Source organism: Porphyromonas gulae DSM 15663, from assembly GCF_000378065.1.
Taxonomy (GTDB): domain Bacteria; phylum Bacteroidota; class Bacteroidia; order Bacteroidales; family Porphyromonadaceae; genus Porphyromonas; species Porphyromonas gulae.
On the sequence record NZ_KB899158.1, the window covers coordinates 21,668 to 39,232 of the forward strand.

The 17,565-nt window shown below is 51.7% G+C and carries 15 protein-coding genes; 11 read left to right on the forward strand and 4 right to left on the reverse strand.

Features of this window, described 5'->3' with window-relative positions; genetic code table 11:
• The first annotated feature begins 35 nt into the window (after positions 1–35).
• From F452_RS0104945 to F452_RS0104955, 3 genes are read left to right on the forward strand one after another with little or no spacing between them, the layout of a single operon-like run.
• A complete protein-coding gene (locus tag F452_RS0104945) occupies positions 36–2,732 on the forward strand; it encodes a DNA gyrase/topoisomerase IV subunit A (RefSeq protein WP_018965129.1) in 2,697 nt (898 codons plus the stop codon).
• The gene (locus F452_RS0104950; RefSeq protein ID WP_026292204.1) at positions 2,719–3,666 is read left to right on the forward strand and encodes a DUF3316 domain-containing protein; all 948 of its coding nucleotides are present in this window, start codon (positions 2,719–2,721) and stop codon (positions 3,664–3,666) included. The genes F452_RS0104945 and F452_RS0104950 overlap by 14 nt, the downstream gene beginning before the upstream one ends.
• Complete coding sequence (locus F452_RS0104955) at positions 3,659–4,735, forward strand: S41 family peptidase (RefSeq protein ID WP_050563584.1); 1,077 nt, start codon at positions 3,659–3,661, stop codon at positions 4,733–4,735. Before F452_RS0104950 ends, F452_RS0104955 begins: the two co-directional genes overlap by 8 nt.
• Before the next feature lie 29 nt (positions 4,736–4,764).
• Here the strand turns inward: F452_RS0104955 and bioC are convergent, their stop codons facing one another.
• The 3 genes from bioC to F452_RS13300 are packed head-to-tail and all read right to left on the reverse strand — an operon-like array spanning position 4,765 to position 6,430.
• A complete protein-coding gene (bioC, locus tag F452_RS0104960) occupies positions 4,765–5,532 on the reverse strand; it encodes a malonyl-ACP O-methyltransferase BioC (protein WP_018965132.1) in 768 nt (255 codons plus the stop codon).
• Positions 5,511–6,197, reverse strand: a complete 687-nt coding sequence (locus F452_RS0104965) for a DUF452 family protein (protein WP_018965133.1) — start codon at positions 6,195–6,197, stop codon at positions 5,511–5,513. Before F452_RS0104965 ends, bioC begins: the two co-directional genes overlap by 22 nt.
• A gap of 32 nt (positions 6,198–6,229) precedes the next feature.
• On the reverse strand, positions 6,230–6,430 hold the full coding sequence (locus tag F452_RS13300) for a DUF1661 domain-containing protein (protein ID WP_080637689.1): 201 nt from the start codon (positions 6,428–6,430) through the stop codon (positions 6,230–6,232).
• On the opposite strand from F452_RS13300, the gene F452_RS12700 reads away from it, so the two are divergent.
• From F452_RS12700 to F452_RS0104995, 7 genes are all read left to right on the forward strand, one after another.
• Positions 6,399–6,473: a DUF1661 domain-containing protein gene (locus F452_RS12700; RefSeq protein ID WP_235317538.1), complete on the forward strand. Its 75-nt coding sequence runs from the start codon at positions 6,399–6,401 to the stop codon at positions 6,471–6,473. The genes F452_RS13300 and F452_RS12700 overlap by 32 nt on opposite strands.
• A 187-nt stretch (positions 6,474–6,660) precedes the next feature.
• Complete coding sequence (gene cls / locus F452_RS0104970) at positions 6,661–8,082, forward strand: cardiolipin synthase (RefSeq protein ID WP_018965134.1); 1,422 nt, start codon at positions 6,661–6,663, stop codon at positions 8,080–8,082.
• A gap of 69 nt (positions 8,083–8,151) precedes the next feature.
• Positions 8,152–10,392, forward strand: coding sequence for a RelA/SpoT family protein (locus tag F452_RS0104975; protein ID WP_026292205.1), 2,241 nt, complete (start codon positions 8,152–8,154; stop codon positions 10,390–10,392).
• Positions 10,393–10,538: 146 nt separating this feature from the next.
• Positions 10,539–13,526 (forward strand): tetratricopeptide repeat protein, encoded by a 2,988-nt coding sequence (locus tag F452_RS0104980; RefSeq protein WP_018965136.1) that lies wholly within the window; start codon positions 10,539–10,541, stop codon positions 13,524–13,526.
• Between the two features lie 47 nt (positions 13,527–13,573).
• On the forward strand, positions 13,574–15,343 hold the full coding sequence (locus F452_RS0104985) for a TonB-dependent receptor (RefSeq protein ID WP_026292206.1): 1,770 nt from the start codon (positions 13,574–13,576) through the stop codon (positions 15,341–15,343).
• 24 nt (positions 15,344–15,367) lie between these two features.
• Entirely contained in the window at positions 15,368–16,591 is a 1,224-nt protein-coding gene (locus F452_RS0104990; RefSeq protein ID WP_018965138.1) for an HAD-IIB family hydrolase, read from the forward strand.
• A 30-nt stretch (positions 16,592–16,621) separates the two neighbouring features.
• On the forward strand, positions 16,622–17,293 hold the full coding sequence (locus tag F452_RS0104995; RefSeq protein ID WP_018965139.1) for a M15 family metallopeptidase: 672 nt from the start codon (positions 16,622–16,624) through the stop codon (positions 17,291–17,293).
• A 39-nt stretch (positions 17,294–17,332) separates the two neighbouring features.
• Here F452_RS0104995 and F452_RS13305 read toward each other — a convergent pair whose 3' ends face one another.
• The gene (locus F452_RS13305) at positions 17,333–17,440 is read right to left on the reverse strand and encodes a DUF1661 domain-containing protein (protein WP_230456110.1); all 108 of its coding nucleotides are present in this window, start codon (positions 17,438–17,440) and stop codon (positions 17,333–17,335) included.
• Here F452_RS13305 and F452_RS12710 point away from each other — a divergent pair.
• On the forward strand, positions 17,409–17,516 hold the full coding sequence (locus tag F452_RS12710) for a DUF1661 domain-containing protein (RefSeq protein ID WP_077070824.1): 108 nt from the start codon (positions 17,409–17,411) through the stop codon (positions 17,514–17,516). The two genes, F452_RS13305 and F452_RS12710, sit on opposite strands and share 32 nt — an antisense overlap.
• Positions 17,517–17,565 lie beyond the last annotated feature (49 nt).

The following is a 17,565-nucleotide window of genomic DNA, read 5'->3' on the forward strand; positions in this document are numbered from 1 at the left end:
CTCCTTATTTCACCTGAACAAATCGATCTATTCATATGACAGATTCTTTTGATAACGAACAACCGGATATAGAGTCATCCGCATCCGATCTGCTTCCCGAAGCCGGCAGTCGCCTGCCGGCGGATCATCCTGGCATGGCTACACACCACCTCGGAGGCATGTACCGAAACTGGTACCTCGACTATGCTTCTTACGTAATTCTGGAACGTGCAGTGCCTCATATAGAGGATGGACTCAAGCCCGTACAACGCCGTATCCTCTATACCATGCACCATTGGTTCGACAATGGTCGTATGAACAAGGTGGCGAAGGTGACGGGACAGACTATGGCCCTACACCCACATGGCGATGCTTCTATCAACGATGCTCTCGTCCAGCTGGGGCAAAAAGGCTATCTGATCGACACACAGGGGAACTGGGGTAATATCCTCACGGGGGACGAGGCGGCAGCCGGTCGTTACATCGAGGCCAAACTCTCGGCTTTGGCTCAGGAGACTCTTTTCAATGATAAGATTACCCGATGGAAGCGTTCTTACGATGGCAGCGAGGATGAGCCAGTGGCGTTGCCCGTTAAGTTTCCACTTCTCTTGGCACAGGGGACGGAAGGCATTGCCGTGGGTTTGAATTCCAAGATATTGCCGCACAATCTCGGTGAACTGCTCATGGCATGTATAGCTCATCTGAGGGGAGAGACTTTCGAACTTTATCCCGATTTCCCTACCGGTGGTATGATGGATGCCAGCCGGTACAATGACGGCCGGCGTGGGGGACAGATCAAGAGCAGGGCTAAGATTCGCAAACTGGACAATCGTACTCTCAGCATTACCGAACTGCCTTGTGGTAAGACGACGTCTTCCCTGATCGAATCTATTCTGAAAGCCAATGAAAAGGGTAAGATCAAGATCAAACGAATAGATGATATGACGGCTGCCGAAGCCGATATACGTATTCATCTGGCTGCGGGTGTATCTTCGGACAAAACCATCGATGCGCTCTATGCCTTTACCGACTGTGAGGTAAGCCAGTCGCCCAATGCTTGCGTCATCATGGACGACAAGCCGGTATTCTTGGGTGTGACCGATTTGCTGCGTTATAGTGCAGAGCGAACGCGAGAGCTGCTGAAGCAGGAACTGATGATCCGTTTGGAAGAGAAGCGAGAACAGTATTTGGCAGCTTCGCTCGAGAGGATTTTCATAGAAGAGCGTATCTACAAAGATCGGGAGTTCGAAGAGGCGGAGAGCGAACAGGATGCTCTCATGCACGTAGAGACGAGGTTGGAGCCTTTCGCCCATCGTTTTATTCGTCCGATTACCTACGATGATCTGAAAAAACTGCTGGAAATACGCATGGCGCGGATCCTCCGCTTCAATTTGCCCAAGCACGAAGCCATGATGCTTCAGCTCGAAAAGGATATTGCCGAACTGGAAAAGAATATCCGTGAGATTACTGCTTATACCATCCGTTGGTTCGAGTATCTGCACGAGCACTATGCTTCCCGTTTTCCGCGAAGGACACAACTTATCGGATTCGGCACCATTCAGGCCACGAAAGTGGCAGAAGCCAATGCCAAGCTCTATATCAACCGCGAAGAAGGGTTCATCGGTATGGGGCTCAAGGGCGATGAATTCGTGTGCAACTGTTCCGACCTCGACGATGCCATCATCTTTTTCCGCGATGGTACATACCTCGTTACGAAGGTTGAGGAAAAGAAATTTATCGGCAACCGTGAGGTGATCTATATCGACCGGTTCGAACGAAACGACAAACGCACCATCTACAACGTCATTTATCGCGACGGCAAGTCCGCTCCATTCTATATCAAACGTTTCAGCGTCACCGGTGTTACGCGCGACAAGGAGTACAACCTTACGCAGGAAACGGCCGGTAGTCGGGTGATGTATTTCACTGCCAATAAAAACGGCGAGGCAGAGACCGTGAGGATCATCCTCAAACCGAAAGCCCGCCAGCGGGTACTCTCTTTCGAGAAAGACTTTAGCGATGTCGCTATCAAGGGGCGGAGTAGCAAGGGCAATCTGCTGACCAAGGCAGAGGTACACAAGATCCTCTTCAAACAGCAGGGTGCTTCCACCCTCGGAGGGCGCAAAGTTTGGTTCGATCGGGACGTGATGCGACTGAACTACGACGAGCAGGGCGAGTATCTCGGCGAATTCCAAGCCAATGATTCGGTGCTGGTAATCTTGGATAATGGGGACTGTTATACTACATCCATAGCGGAAAACAACCACTTCGACCCCAATATGATTAGAATAGAGAAGTACCGTCCCGAAAAAGTTTGGACAGCCATCTATCACAACAGAGATGCCGGCTTCCCTTATCTGAAGCGTTTCAAGATAGAAAACGGCAGTCGGGATAATATGTTGGGAGGAGAAGCTGAGGGCAATAGTCTGCTTTTACTCTCGGATACGCGCTACCCACGTTTTGCTCTTACTTTCGCCGGAATAGATGCCACTCGTCCGGAACTGATCGTGGAGGGAGAAGACTTTGTCGCTGTCAAAGGCATACATGCCAAAGGCAAGCGACTGACTACCTATAAGCTCGATGGAGCGAAAGAATTGTCTCCCGTTCGTGATGAAGAACCGGACGAGGAAACAACCGATCCGGACGAGAGCTTCGCCGAGGTTGCACCCGAAGCCGTTGCTTCCGATGAAGATATAAGAGACGAACTCTTGGGTATCCAGCGATTGCAATTCGACGACGATGAAAACGAATAGACGATACGCATTTGTTTTGCCGCTTCTGCTACTCACAGGATTGTTGGCATGGGGGCAGGATTCTTCCCACGGTAGCAATACAGCGTTTGCAACTGATTCTTCGAGTAGAGAGTTGCCCACGGAGCAGTCCGCCTACCGCATTCATTCTGCCTATATGGTCGGTGGTGGCGGAAGCATAACGCGCGACACCTATTTGTCACCCCTTCGTTATGGAGGATGGACGCTGAATTTGTTGGGAGAGAAGACGTTCCCTCTCAAAGTCTCCGATTCCCGTTGGATGATCCGTACTGGGCATGAACTGGATTTTGCCCTGATGGACAATCCGGCCAATAATGCTCATTTCTATTCCCTGCTGTATAACGGTTCCGCTGCGGCTCTTTACCGCCTTGGCGCTAAGCATCTGCGAGCCGCGTGGATGGACAATCTGCGCTTGGCATTCGGCCCGGGCTTGGAAGTCGGGCTTGGAGGAATTTATAGTACGCGCAACGGCAATAATCCTGCGACCTTGAAGCTCTACACCAATGCCATCGCCCAAGCCTCGATAGGATACTACGTCCCCTCCGATGTTTTCCCCTTGTATTTTCGGTTGCTCTCCCAGATCAATCTCTTCGGTATAGCCTATGGAAATGGTTTTGGTGAGAGCTATTACGAGAATTTTTTGCTCAATAACGGCATTGCAGGCTCCCTGCATTTCACTTATCCGGGCAAGTTTACTCGGTTCACGACACTCATAACGGCGGATATTCCCATTCGGAACATCTGTACGCTTCGTGTCGGTTATCGCTATTCCCATTTGGGCTCTTCGCTTAACGCATTGGATACTCGAATCCACAGTCATACGGCTTTTATCGGTTTCGTCACGGAGTTTTACCGATTCCGCGGACGCAAAGCCATGAATACCGGTCGGAGAACCAGTCTTTACTATCATGATTAGAACGACGATGAAGAGATTGCTCGCTATCCTCCTGTCTGCATTGGCTTTCAGCTCATGCTCCACAAAGGAAGATTTTACCTTCGACCCCTATCGGAACTACGATGCTCTATGGGAAATCTTGGATCGGGGATATTGTTTTTTCGATCTCAAACTGCCTGAGGACTCTACATGGCGGGATATGTATCACAAGCATTATAGGGACTTACGTCCCCAAATGAGCAGTGACTCTCTCTTCCTCGTCATGACACAACTCCTCTCCGAACTGAAAGACGGTCATGTCAATCTGAGCAGCTCGTTCGACTACGGCCATTATTGGAAATGGTACGAAGACTATCCTCTGAATCTGAGTCTCGATCTGAGACGCAAGTATCTGGGACACGATTACCGTATCGCCGGCGGACTCAAGTACCGCAGACTTACGTACAACGGTCATGCTCCCGACAGTATCGGCTACATCGTCTACGAAAGCTTTGGGAAACCTATTTCCAATAGCAATATAAGCGGTATGCTTTCGCGGCTGACCGAGTGTAAGGCTCTGATCATCGACATTCGTGGCAATGGAGGGGGACAGCTTACTTATGCAGACGAATTTGCCCGTCACTTCACCAAGAAAAAGATGCTCACCGGCTATATCCGCCACAAGACCGGCCCGGCACACGATGCCTTTTCTGATCCTCTCCCCCTTTATTTGGACACGCTTTCTTCCGGAGTCGTATGGATGCGCCCCGTAGTACTACTGACGAATCGGGAAGTATTCAGCTCTGCCAATGATTTTGTCCTGAAGATGAGGCCCCTGCCTTTCGTCACCGTTATGGGCGACAAGACCGGCGGTGGTGCCGGATTGCCCATCTCATCGGAGATCCCTTGTGGTTGGGGGGTTCGTTACTCAGCCTGCAGGATGACCGATCCGAGTGGTGCGGATGTGGAGTTTGGGATAGAACCGCACTATTACGTCTCCCTCTTGGATAGCGACCTGGCCAATAGCCATGATACCCTCATCGAAGAAGCTGTACGATATATCAAAAGAAAAATAGCCGAGTACAATCAGAGCGGCCAATGGATCAAGTAGACCGATAGCCGTATGCCGCCTCCTGCATCCTACTTTGCAAGGAAATAAAGTGGGGTATAGGTCAGCGTAACCTGTCCGTCCGGGGTGGAGAACCCTTCCCGATATGCTTCTTCGAATCGTGCCAATCGGCTCCGTGTCCATACCTCTTCGTGTCGGGGAGTCGCTGTAACGCCGGTACGCTTCAGGTGCATGAGTACATCGCGAGGCGAATCGAACGTCAGTACGATCTGCTCCTCATGCTTATACACGGCGGAAAAAGCAGCCTCCAGCCATTTCATCAGTACCTCTGTCGAAGGATAGAGCAGTCCTCGGTTCGTGAGCGTTCTTATCTCGGGAAGATTGTCGGGAGAGAAAGTGTTGAAGAGAAAGATGCCATCGGGACGCAACAAGCCTGCCACCGTCCGAATGAATGACTCCGGATCCTTGAACCACTGAAAGGCCGATGCCGAGGTGATCAGATCGTAAGTATCCGTGTGGGGCATCGTCTCGGCTTCGCCTGCATGGAAGGAAGCAGGGCTTACGCGTATATACTCCTCGCAGACGGGGCATAAATCATTGAGCGTCCACTGCTTTACCGTAATGGCTTGAGCCAGTTGGCGCGTATAGACACCGCTGCCGCAGCCGTATTCCAGCACATGTTCGAAGTGGCGACGCCCTGTAGCCGTCAGAAGATCGGTCAGTCGCTCCCCTATACGATGCTGCGCCACGGCATACTTCTCGTAGTAGGGCAAAGCCGAAGTAAACCGTTTGATGACCAGTTCGCTGTCTATCTCTCTCAACCCCAAAGCTGCTCCCATTCGGTGAAACGGTTAAACAAATAGTGATCGCCTTCCGCTACGGTCTCTATGTCCCGGCAGCCTCGCATCTGCCAAAAAGCCTGCTGATTCTTAGCCGGTATGATCCGATCCTTTGCCCCTATCAGAGCTTTATCCCAGCTAAGCGGAGCGGTAGGGTGAGGATCAACGCTTTTCAGTCTCTTCTCCTCTTCTTCGCAGACGCGTCCCAACTCAGCTTTAATTTCGTCGGTCTCCCTCGCCGCCAGTGCCTCGAACAGGTGTTTCAGCGATTTGCCTCCGCACATCCGCTTGTTGAATCGCAGGCGGTTTTCTTCCGTCAGGCCATCCAGCGTACCACGGAAAATATCCAAGGGTATTCCCATCGCATCGTCCATCGGATAGCCGGTGCCGCATATCGCTACGGCCGAAACCACGGCAGGCAGCTTCCCCTCTCGCGCAAGCCTTTCGGTCGCCCATACGCCCATAGACCATGCCGACAAGCGAATCTCGCGGTAGGGCGCCCAATCGACGTCCAGCGTATCCGTTCGATAGTCCCACACGTGCAGCAAGTCGTATTCGGGAGGAATGGCCAGGTGCGAAACGGCTTCGCGGGTCATAGCCCAGCCGTTGAAAAAAAGGATGAGTTTATCGGAATCCGGAGACTGCCGGAATAATTCTTTTTGCATACGCCGGCAAAGATAGTGAACTTCGTTGCTCTCTATCGTTCTCCCTGCGTGGCTTCTCTTTTTCCGCCTTTTAACCCTGCCGTCTCTCGAATGGGAGCAAAAGGATAAATATCGAAAAGTGGCAAAATGAAATTCTCAAGCCGAAAACGCTCCGATTGCGGTGCGTGTTTTCCCGAAAAGCGGCGCGAGATTTTTTTCGCTGTGGCCCGAGAAATTTTTCGCTCCCGCGCCAAAACCGAAAAGTTCACGCGCCACGTTTTTCTGTACTGCGAATGATCTTTTTTTCGCGCCTAAACGTCAAAGACTGTCATCCAAGAGGTACAGATCGAATTCGGATCGCTCCTTCGGTGCCGACAGTCTTTCTTTTTCGAGAAGAAAAAGGAACCTGTGGGAGTCGCTCACCATGGGTTTTCTTGCTATTTTTGTTCGTATTCGGATTTCATCCTAAGAGGACGACCAACTTATGATTGCACTCTTAATAATCGTATACATGCTGATGACGGCTGCCGTCAGTGCCGTCATTATCAGCGAGAATCGCAATCCGCTGAAGGCTACTTCGTGGATTCTGGTCGTCTCTTTTGTACCCGTCTTGGGGCTTATTGTCTACATCTTTTTCGGACAGGATCAGCGCAGACGGCGTATTGTCAGCAGGCGTATATACAGGCGCATCATGCTGAAGCCTCACTATCTGTCCATCCCCGAAGCACAGCTGGAAGCCATGAACAATATCCAGCTGAATCCCATCATGAAGCTGATCAACAACAATTCGGACAGCCCCGTCATGCTCAGCTCGCCACCGGATATATTCACGGCCGGGAAGGACATGTTCGACTGCTTCTTTCGAGACATAGAGGCTGCCCGCCACCATGTGCATATTCAGTTCTACGTCATAGAGGATGACCATCTGGGCAGTCGCCTGGCCGATCTGCTTGTGCGCAAGGTGCAAGAGGGCGTGAAGGTGAGGGTCATATTCGATCATGTGGGTTCGTGGGCTACCGGCCGTGGCTACTGGAAACGACTGCGCCGAGCCGGCGTGGAGGCCTATCCTTTCATGCCGGTCTTCTTCCCCATACTGTCCAGTCGCGTAAACTACCGCAATCACCGAAAGGTGGCCGTTATAGATGGTAAAACAGGCTATTTGGGCGGTATGAATGTGGCCGATCGCTATTGCTCAGGCAACAGGCTCGGCATGTGGCGCGATACGCACTTCCGTATGACGGGCAATGTCGTAGCCGGTTTGCAGAGCAGTTTCCTGCTGGACTGGTATGTCGTATCGCGACGGGTCATCAATCTCTCCGGCTACTATCCCGATCTGCCGATACCCGTATCCGACGAGGGTGTGAAGATACAGCTCGTACGCTCTGGCCCCGTGGGGCAATGGCGTACCATCGAGCAGGCCACTATCTACTGTATCGAACGTGCCTGCGAACATGTCTATATCGAGACTCCTTACTTCCTTCCGACCGAAGGGCTGAACAATGCTCTCATCACGGCAGCTCTGGCCGGCATCGAAGTGCACCTGCTGGTGCCCAAACGAAGCGATGCCCGTCTGCCGCAAGTGGCTGCCTTCTCCTATGTGGAGGATCTCTTGCAGGCCGGAGTACATGTACACCTCTATACCAACGGCTTCCTCCATTCCAAGCTGATGATGGTGGATAGTCAGGTGGCTTCGATCGGCTCTACGAATATGGACTTCCGCAGTTTGGAAAATAATTTCGAATTCAATGGTATCATCTATGACGAGCCTACTGTTCGCCGCTTGGAAGCCATCTTCTTCGAGGACTTGTTGCAGAGCGAACCGCTCGATCTCAAACGCTGGCGAAAGAGAAGCCGGATAAAAAAATTCAGCGAATCCTTTGTTCGCCTTTTTTCTCCTCTGCTCTGACCGATATGCTCTATCCGATATTAGTATTGATCCATCGTCCACTATTCATTATCCTATCCTGTATCCCTCATGACAATAACCGATAATACTCTTTTCTCCGCCGATGAGCGGAGTCGCTTCCTCTCCTCATACGCGAGTTTGATTCGTATGCTGGCTCCCGATCGGCAGCTCGTGAAGAAAGTACGCAGTCTGCTGAGCCGCTTTACGGAGCTGGGATGTTTCGATCGTGACAAAAACGGTATGCACGGACTTATGCGCAACATGGAAGTGGCGCGCATAGCCTCCTGCGAGATCGGGCTGGGGATAGAGGCCATCGGGGCACTCCTCTTCTATCGTCCGGCGATGAAGGGGCTGATGAGATCCGAGGAGATAGCCGAGTTCATGGGCGAAGATGTGGCTCGCCTGATCGACCTCCTGCTGAAAACATCGGAGATCTACATGCGCAATACGGCTATCAATACGGCCAACTTCGAGCACTTCCTCCTCTCCATCGCCGAAGATATTCGCGTGGTACTGCTCATCATCGCTGACCGCGCCTATCTGCTGCGTCAGGCCAAAGACATGGTCTGTGCCGAGGAGCGTACGGCCTTGGCAGCCGAGGTGTCTTATCTCTATGCTCCGCTGGCACACAGGCTCGGACTTTACGCCATCAAGAGCGAAATGGAAGACCTCTGTCTGAAATACACAGACCGGCAGACATTCGACTTCATCAAGAGAAAGCTCGGGGAGACGAAGCGTAGCCGCGATGCCTATATCGAAGCTTTCATCGCTCCGCTGCGCCTGCGGCTGGACGAAGCTCTGCCCAGTATCCCGTACGAGATGAAGGGGCGTACCAAGAGCATCAACAGCATTCGCAATAAGCTCCGTCAGCAGGGTATCGAGTTCGAATCCATATACGATCTTTTTGCCATACGAATCATATTGGACGTACCCGTGAAAGACGAGAAAGCTGCCTGCTGGCATGTCTATTCCATCATCACGGACATGTATCAGCCCAATCCGCAGCGAATGAGGGACTGGATCTCCATCCCCAAGAGCAACGGCTATGAGTCGCTCCACGTTACGGTGATGGGACCGCAGAATCGGTGGGTGGAGGTGCAGATTCGCTCCCGTCGCATGGACGAGGTGGCCGAAAGGGGATTGGCCGCCCACTGGAAGTATAAAGGTATCAAGAGCGAGAGCGGATTGGATGAGTTCCTCACTTCCGTACGCGAGACGCTCGAGGCACGAGATCACTCCTCGGACGATTCGGCGGAGACGGTGAAAAACTTCAAGATGAACCTCTTCACCGATGAGATCTATGCTTTCACCCCTACGGGAGAACTGATCAAGCTGCCTCAGGGAGCCAGTGTGCTGGACTTTGCTTTTGCCATCCATTCGCGCATCGGCTGTCAGGCCGTCGGAGCCAATGTCAATGGAAAGAATGTGCCGCTCAAGCATAAGCTCGAAAATGGCGACTCCGTTTCGATCATTACCTCTGCTCAGCAGACCCCGAAGAAGGATTGGCTCTCCTATGTGGTCAGCTCCAAAGCACGCAATAAGATCAAGCAGCAGCTTCGCTTGCAAATGGAAAGCAGTATCGGCGTGGTCAAAGAGCTGCTGAACCGCCGTCTGAAGAACCGCAAATTGCCATTTGACGAAGCTGTATTTACGCGCGTGGTACGACGCAAGGGGTTCAAGCATCTGACAGATTTCTATATGGAGATAGCCGCCGACAGGCTCGATGTGCAGGAGGTACTGGAGCTATACTCTCATGAATCGGAGGAAGAGCAGCGACGCGATGCCGGTTCGGCTGCAGCTCGTCGCAGTGCCGATACTTTTGTGGCGTATCCCTCTCGAGAGGAGGAGACCGTCAAAGGGGGAAAAAGCGATGTATTGGTTATCGACAACAATATGACGGGGGTGGAATACAGCTTCGGCAAATGCTGCAATCCTATTTACGGGGATTCCGTATTCGGATTCGTGAGCAATAGCGGCATCAAGATACACCGCACGGACTGTCCGAATGCGCCGGATATGTTCAGCCGATACGGTTATCGCATCATCGAAGCTCGCTGGAGCGGTAAGGGATCGACCGGATACGAGGCCACGCTTCATGTCGTAGGGCAGGATAATCTGGCCATCGTGACGAACATAACTTCGGTCATCAACAAAGAAGCGGGCGTATCGCTCCGAGCCTATTCGATCAATTCGAAGGACAATCTCTTCGAAGGGGTATTCACAGTCGAAGTGCCCGATACCTCGACCCTATCCATCCTCCTTCGCAAGATCCGTGCTACACATGGGGTCAAGTCGGCCGAACGACATTGATACCTCGGCATATGGTTTCGGGTAGAATAGCGTATATTTACCTAAGAATTATCGCTGACACTAAAATAAAAGGCGATGACTCAGAGTTAGTTAATAGGGCATTGCGACCTGCTTCTCTGAAGACAAATAAGGAAACAGACTGATCAATGAAAAAAAAGATATTACCGGCTCTCGTGCTTGGCGTAGCCATGACCTTCATGGCACAAGCACAAAATAAAACGACAGAGCCTGCCGAAGCGTTTTTCCTCGAAGGGAGAGCGATGTTTATCCGCCAAAATTATGTCGGAGCCTTGGACCAATTCCGTCTCTATCGCCTGCACGGAGGTCAGCAGCACGCTTTGGAGGTGGATTATTATAGTATCATCGCGGACTATCTGTTGGGAGCAGATCACGATTACGTCCTCGGCGCGGTAGGCAATTTCATGGGCAATTTCCCCGAATCGATAGACAAATCCCGTGTGCGACTCCTCGCCGGGGAGTTGATGATCCGGCATGAACAGTATTTGCGTGCCGATGTCATTTTCTCTGACATCGACGATCGTACGCTCAACGATGAAGACTTGGCTGCATACCTGCTCTATTATGCATGCGTGCGTATGCAGTTGAGTGGAAGCAATGCTTTGGCCGAGCAGATGCTGCTGAAAGCTTCCGAGAGCAGAGGCGAGCTGGGCGGGCGTGCTCGTCTCCTCCTTGCCGCTATCCAAATAGAGGATGGCCGAATCGACGAAGCCGAACAGACCCTTTCGCGACTGAAGAATCGCTCACAGTTTGCGGATGACGCCGATGCTTACATGGCGGAAATCCAACTGCTCCGAGGCGACTACCGCGAAGCGGCCGAAATAGCCGACAGGCTGATGTCGCACAATTCGTCCATGAGACAACGGCCTCAACTCCTGCGTGTGGCAGGCAACGCATACTACCGTTTGGGCGATTCGAACAAAACCATCGACTATCTTTCCGACTACAGCGAAAGGGTGGGGGATCGTATCGCACCTGCCGATGCTTATGCACTTGGTGTCACTTACTATAAGCAAGGTCTGATGAAAGAAGCACTTCGGCCGCTTGCTGCTGCTACCTCTGACACCGGTTCTCTCGGTGCAGAATCGGCTCTCTATCTCGGACAGGCACGGCTGGCCGAGGGGATGACGAGCGAGGCCCTTATGGCTTTCGAGAAGGCTGCGACTCAGGAGGTCAATCGGCCGGTACGGGAGGTCGGGATGTACAATATGGCTATGCTCATGCGTAGTACGGGACAGTCGAGTTTCGGGCAGTCTGTACGCATTGCGGAGAACTTCCTCAATGAATTCCCCCGATCTTCCCACCGCGAGCAGATGGCCGCTATTCTTGTCGAATCATACTTTACAGGCAAGGATTACAACTCTTCCCTCCGGTCGATTCAGAAGATCGCAGAGCCGACGGCTTCCATTCTGGCTGCCAAACAGTTTGTGCTGAACCGTATGGCAGAGCAAAAGGAAGCAGCGGGCTATGACAATGAAGCTCTTTCTTTTGTGTCGAACAGTATATCCATGGGTAACAAAGGCGAGTACTTCGCCGAAGCCTATTTCCTCCGTGGCAATCTGCGGTATAGGGCCGGCGACTTCCCGGCCGCGGCTGCGGATTACAGAGCTTATATCTCCGCCGCCGGTGATCGTGATGCGGCAAATCTTCCTTTAGGATATTATCGCCTTGGCTATTCTCTCTTCAATGCCGAGCGTTACGATACGGCTTTGGAGGCCTTCAAAGAGTATGTATCCCGATCCGGTATTGCTCCGAATCTATCGGCTGATGCCTATGCCCGTATCGGAGACTGCAGGTACATGAAGCGCGACTTCCACGGTGCACGCGAAGCCTATTCCATGGCTTACCGCGTCTATCCTTCCGGAGGTGATTATGCCCTTTTGCGTCGTGCACGGTTGGAGGGACTGGCCAAACAGTATGCCGATCAGATCCAAACGTTGGACAAGCTCATTCGGGAATTCCCCGATAGCCGCCATCTGACAGCTGCTCTCTATGAAAAGGGGTGTGGTGCAGTGCTTAGCGGTAAGCATAACGTGGCAGAAGAAGCTTTCAATGCAGTTGTCAAAAGAAGCCCCGACAGCCGTGAAGCGCGGCAGTCGTCCCTGCAGTTGGGGTTGCTCTATTACAATGCGGGTCGGACTCAAGAAGCCATCCGTACGTACCAACGGATCATTGACCGCTACCCTCGTAGCGAAGAGGCGACTGTGGCTCTCTCGGATCTCCGTTCTATCTATTTGGAAGAGGATCGGATAGATGAGTATTCTGCCTATGTGCGTCGTTTGGAAGGTAAGGTGTCCGTTGCTCCATCCGAGACGGAACAACTCAGTTTCCTTTCGGCCGAGCGCAAGTATCGCCGTCGCCAGTCCGATGCTCGCCGAGATTTGGAGGCTTATCTGGAGCGTTATCCACAGGGAAGCGATCGTCACAAAGCAGAATTGTATTTGGCCGATCTCGATTATCAGGCCGGTAATGCCGATGCGGCTTACAATCGCTATTCACGGTTGGTGAGCAGCCCCGGTTTGCCAGAAGACTACAAGATCGATGCGCGTCTGCGCCTCGGTCGTATGCAGTACGAGCGCAAAGAATACAAGGCTGCGCTGAAGTCATTCCAGTCCGTACTCGATACGGATGGTGCCGAAGCTGTCCGCGATCAGGCGGTAGAGGGAATAGCTGAGTCTGCCTATGCCGATAAGGATTACCGGAGGGTGATCGACGTCATTGCCGGATTGAAGAATCAGTCTGCTCTGCCTCATGCTCTTCGCCTCTATCGTGCCAGAAGTTATCAGGCACTGAAGATGAATCGGGAAGCGATTGCCGACTACGAAATCCTTGCCGAGGACTTTTCGACCGCCGCTGGTGCCGAAGCTGTTGTGATGCAGGTACAGCTGGAAATGGAAGCCAAGCGTTTGTCCAAGGCGAAGTCTATCCTCGAAAAATTTATTGCCAAGAGTACTCCACAGCAGTATTGGTTGGCGCGAGGTTTCATCCTCTTGTCCGATATTTATAAGGAGGAAGGAGATACGTTTACTGCAAGGCAGTATTTGGAAAGCTTGGAGAAGAACTATCCCAATCATGAGGATGACATTCACGAACAGATAGCCCTGCGGCTTGAATAATCTTCTGTACGATTCGTCACTCTGAGTTGGAACTAATGAACAGCATCATGAAATATCAATTATATACGGCCGCCATACTGGCTCTCTCTGTATCATCCGTTTGCGGTCAAACCCCACGAAATACAGAAACCAAACGCCCCGACACGTTGCGCAGGGAGCTTACTATCGTTAATGATCAGACTGTGGAGATGGAGCGTGCGGATCCCCTCCCGGCTACGTACAAGGCTATCGAACCCCGATTAAAACCCTTCCGTCCCGAATACAACAAGCGTACATTCGGATTTATCCCCGAAGCCTCCTCTTCAGGCATGAACAATCTTCCGAATATCCTGCCGGCGGAAGGTCATATGAAGCACAGGGGGTATCTGAATATCGGCATCGGTCATACGCTAAACCAGCGAGTGGATGCCGGCTACCGTCTGATAGATGCGGAGCAGGAGAGACTGAATCTTTTCCTCTCCTATCGTGGCATGAAATCGGCTTTCAATACCGGTGACTTCGACGGCGACAGAAAAGATAGACGAATGATGGCAGGAGTGGACTACGAGCAGCGCAGACCTTCCTTTGTGCTTGCTACCGGCTTGTACTATACGAACCATTATTTCAATCACTACGGACGGGGGGCTACCACCAATGTGAGCAGCATCCCTCAATTATCGACACCTGTTACTCCTCAGATGGACAACGGTACCCACAACATCCGTGCATACTTGGGTGCAAAAAACGATGTGATCGATGCCAGGATCGACTATCGTTTCTTCCGTTCTATTCCCTATCTGGGTGCCGATCCGATGAAGGCTCTCACGGAACACACGCCTGAACTGAACGTGACGATGCGCAAGGAGTTGTCCGATGACATTAAGCTTGGTGTGGAAGTTCGCACGGGAGGATTGTTTTTTGCCAAAAACAGCGAAATGATTCAAACGGGTGTTCTGTCCGAAACCGACCGAAACCTGTATTATCTGGAGGGCGCACCTACAATCGGATTTGTCGGAGACTCGGACAATATGCAATGGAACGTACAGGCCGGTGTAGGGGTTTCTTCCCATTTCGGAGCCAAAGGAAGGTTGTTTTTCTGGCCTAAACTGGATGCTTCGCTTAGTATCTTCCCTTCATGGCGTCTGTATGCGAAGGCCTTCGGCGGCGTGATTCGAAATGGTCTCGCCGATGTTATGCAAGAGGAAATGCCCTACCTGATGCCCAATACGATTGTACTCCCTTCTCGCAATGCTTTGACCGCCCAATTAGGGGTGAAGGGGAATATAGCCGATGTGGTACGTATGGAGGTTTATGGCGACTTCTCCAAGCTGACAGGTGTGCCTTTCTATACACCGACTCTACCCTTGTATAATCCGTCCGATTTGTATCAGTATAATGTGAGTTTCTTGCCGATATATGCCGACGGCAGCCGCTGGCGCGCAGGTGGTAAGCTGGAATACTCTTATCGCGGTATGCTCCGCTTTCTGGTAGACGCATCCTATGGCAAGTGGAATTTGGACGGGGGACTTGTTGCCTCTATGCAGCCTGATCTTATATTGAAGGCAGAAGTCGGTATTCATCCCATTGCTCCATTGGATGTCAGACTCCGATATACACAGCTGAACGGACGGTACCGGTATTCTTTCGGCTCGGTCTTCTCGGAAGCCTTGGGAGTCGGCAATGTACATCTTCTCAGCGCGGATGTTTCATACAAGCTGAAAAAGAACTTGAGCCTCTATCTCAAAATCGATAATATGCTGGCGGAAACGACAGAGCTTATCGGTTATTATCCGATGCAGCCGTTTCATTGTTTCGCCGGTTTTAGCTGGACTTTCTAATTCTCTTTTATAAATTTTACTGCAATGAAGTATAAAATCATAGTCATAGATGTATTCAACACCCTGCTCAATAACAAGTATGAGCTGACGGAAGAGAACCGCAATGCACTCCTCTATATCCAGAAAGAGCTGGGGATCCGTGTCGTACTCACTTCGGGTCGTACTGCGACGGCACTGAAGCCACTCGCAGAGGAGTTGAATCTTAGGGAATATAGCGGCTATCTCATCCCTTATCACGGAGGACAGATCGTAAACTGTCGTTCGGGCAAAGTCATCGCTTCGCACCGGATGGCTACATCTTTTGTCGATGTGTTGGACGCTCGTGCCCGGGCCGAAGGTGTTACCTTGTTGGCATTCGGCAAGGATTCCATATTCTCCACCGATCCCCATGATCCCCTTGCAGTGAAAGAATCGGATATTTGTGGCCAGCCGCTTGTATCCAAACATCCTCGTTCTTCGGAGGTGATCAAGTGTTCTTTTGTCGGTGAGGCAGAGAAAATCGCAGAGCTGGAGGTCGTGATGCGGCGTGACTATGGGGACAAATTGAATGTATTCCGCTCTTCTGAAACGCTGCTTGAGTGCCTTCCGTCCGAGGTGCAGAAGATAAAAGCCATATCCGACCTCTTGGACAAACTGGATTTGTCACGAGAAGAACTTGTTTCGGTCGGAGACAGCTACTGCGATGTGGAGATGATCCAACTGGCCGGCTTGGGTGTGGCCGTGGCGAACGCTCGGGAGGCGGTCAAAGCTTGTGCCGACTATATTACGACGAGCAACGAGGAGAATGGCGTCGCCCACTTGGTGGACAAGTATATCCGACACGAATATGAAGCTGTTCCTTTCTCCGTAGAAGATGTCAATAGTATTGTGCCGGGTACGCTCATGGAGAGCCTTGGTATTCGCTGCACCAAGATCGCGCGTGGCTATGTCGAGGCAACGATGCCGGTGGATATTCGCACTCGTCAGCCTATGGGTATTTTGCATGGAGGAGCCAGCTTGGCTTTTGCAGAGACCCTGGCCGGATTCGGTTCCGTGGCACTCTGCAATCCGGGAGAGATACAGGTGGGATTGCAGGTGAGTGGCAACCACGTCTCTTCGGCTCTTGAAGGCGATGTGCTTCGGGGCGAAGCCTCCATTATGCATCAAGGACGCAGCACACACGTATGGAGTATCAATATCTATTCGACCAAGAGCGGCAAGCTGATTTGCACCTGTCGCGTGTTGAACTCCATCCTGAAACAGCGGTAAGACGTTTTTTCCTCTCTTTCGTCCGGTTCGATGTATCGTCTCTTTGTCGGTATTGCAGTTGCGATGGCATTGAATACGATGCTCTGTGCGCAGACTTTCTCCGAAGAAGATTTCCGCATACGAGGCTATGTCGATATTCACCGTCTCGACACTACGATTCGTCTCGCTCTCATTTATTCCACGACGGACAACTTCGTGGGCGAAGATATGTACGGCGACTTCGATAAAGCCTATTTCGAAAAGGGCTTTGCCGAACGCATCCGTCAAGCGCAGCGACTGCTACGCAAAGAACACCCGGACTATTCTCTACTCATCTACGACGCATCCCGTCCCATCAGCATACAGAGGCGTATGTACACCCTCGTGAAGGGAACTTCCAAGGCTGTCTATGTAGCCAACGGAAACAGAGGAGGGAAGCATAACTACGGAGTCGCTGTAGATCTTACCATCGTGGATCGTGATGGAAAACCGTTGGATATGGGCACTCCTGTCGATCACTTTGGCCGATCGGCACATGTGGGTCAGGAAGAACGCTTGGCCGCAGACGGCCTGATCAGCCGAGAGGCTGTCCGGAACCGCCGGTTGCTACGTCGCATAATGAAGTCGGTCGGGCTGGTACCCTATCGCAGGGAGTGGTGGCATTACGAACTGCCGGAGAGCATGAGCCACACCCGCTCACATTATCGCTTGCTCGACTTTTAATCCTTGTTCTTGTTTGCCGAGAGGTCTGCAATGCGGACATCATGGAAATACGAACCAAAAATCCTCCGATTGCGGCTCGTGTTTTCTGAAAAAGTGGCGTGAGATTTTTTTCGTTTTGGCGTGTAAATTCTTTAATTGCCGTGCCAAAACGAAAAAATTCTCGCGCCATGCTTTTGTGGGAAACAAATGCGAAAATTCCGGCACGCAAACCGACCGGATATGAAATGATGTATCCGTTGTACTTGAGACCGGAGTGTGCAGGATTCTTCTCT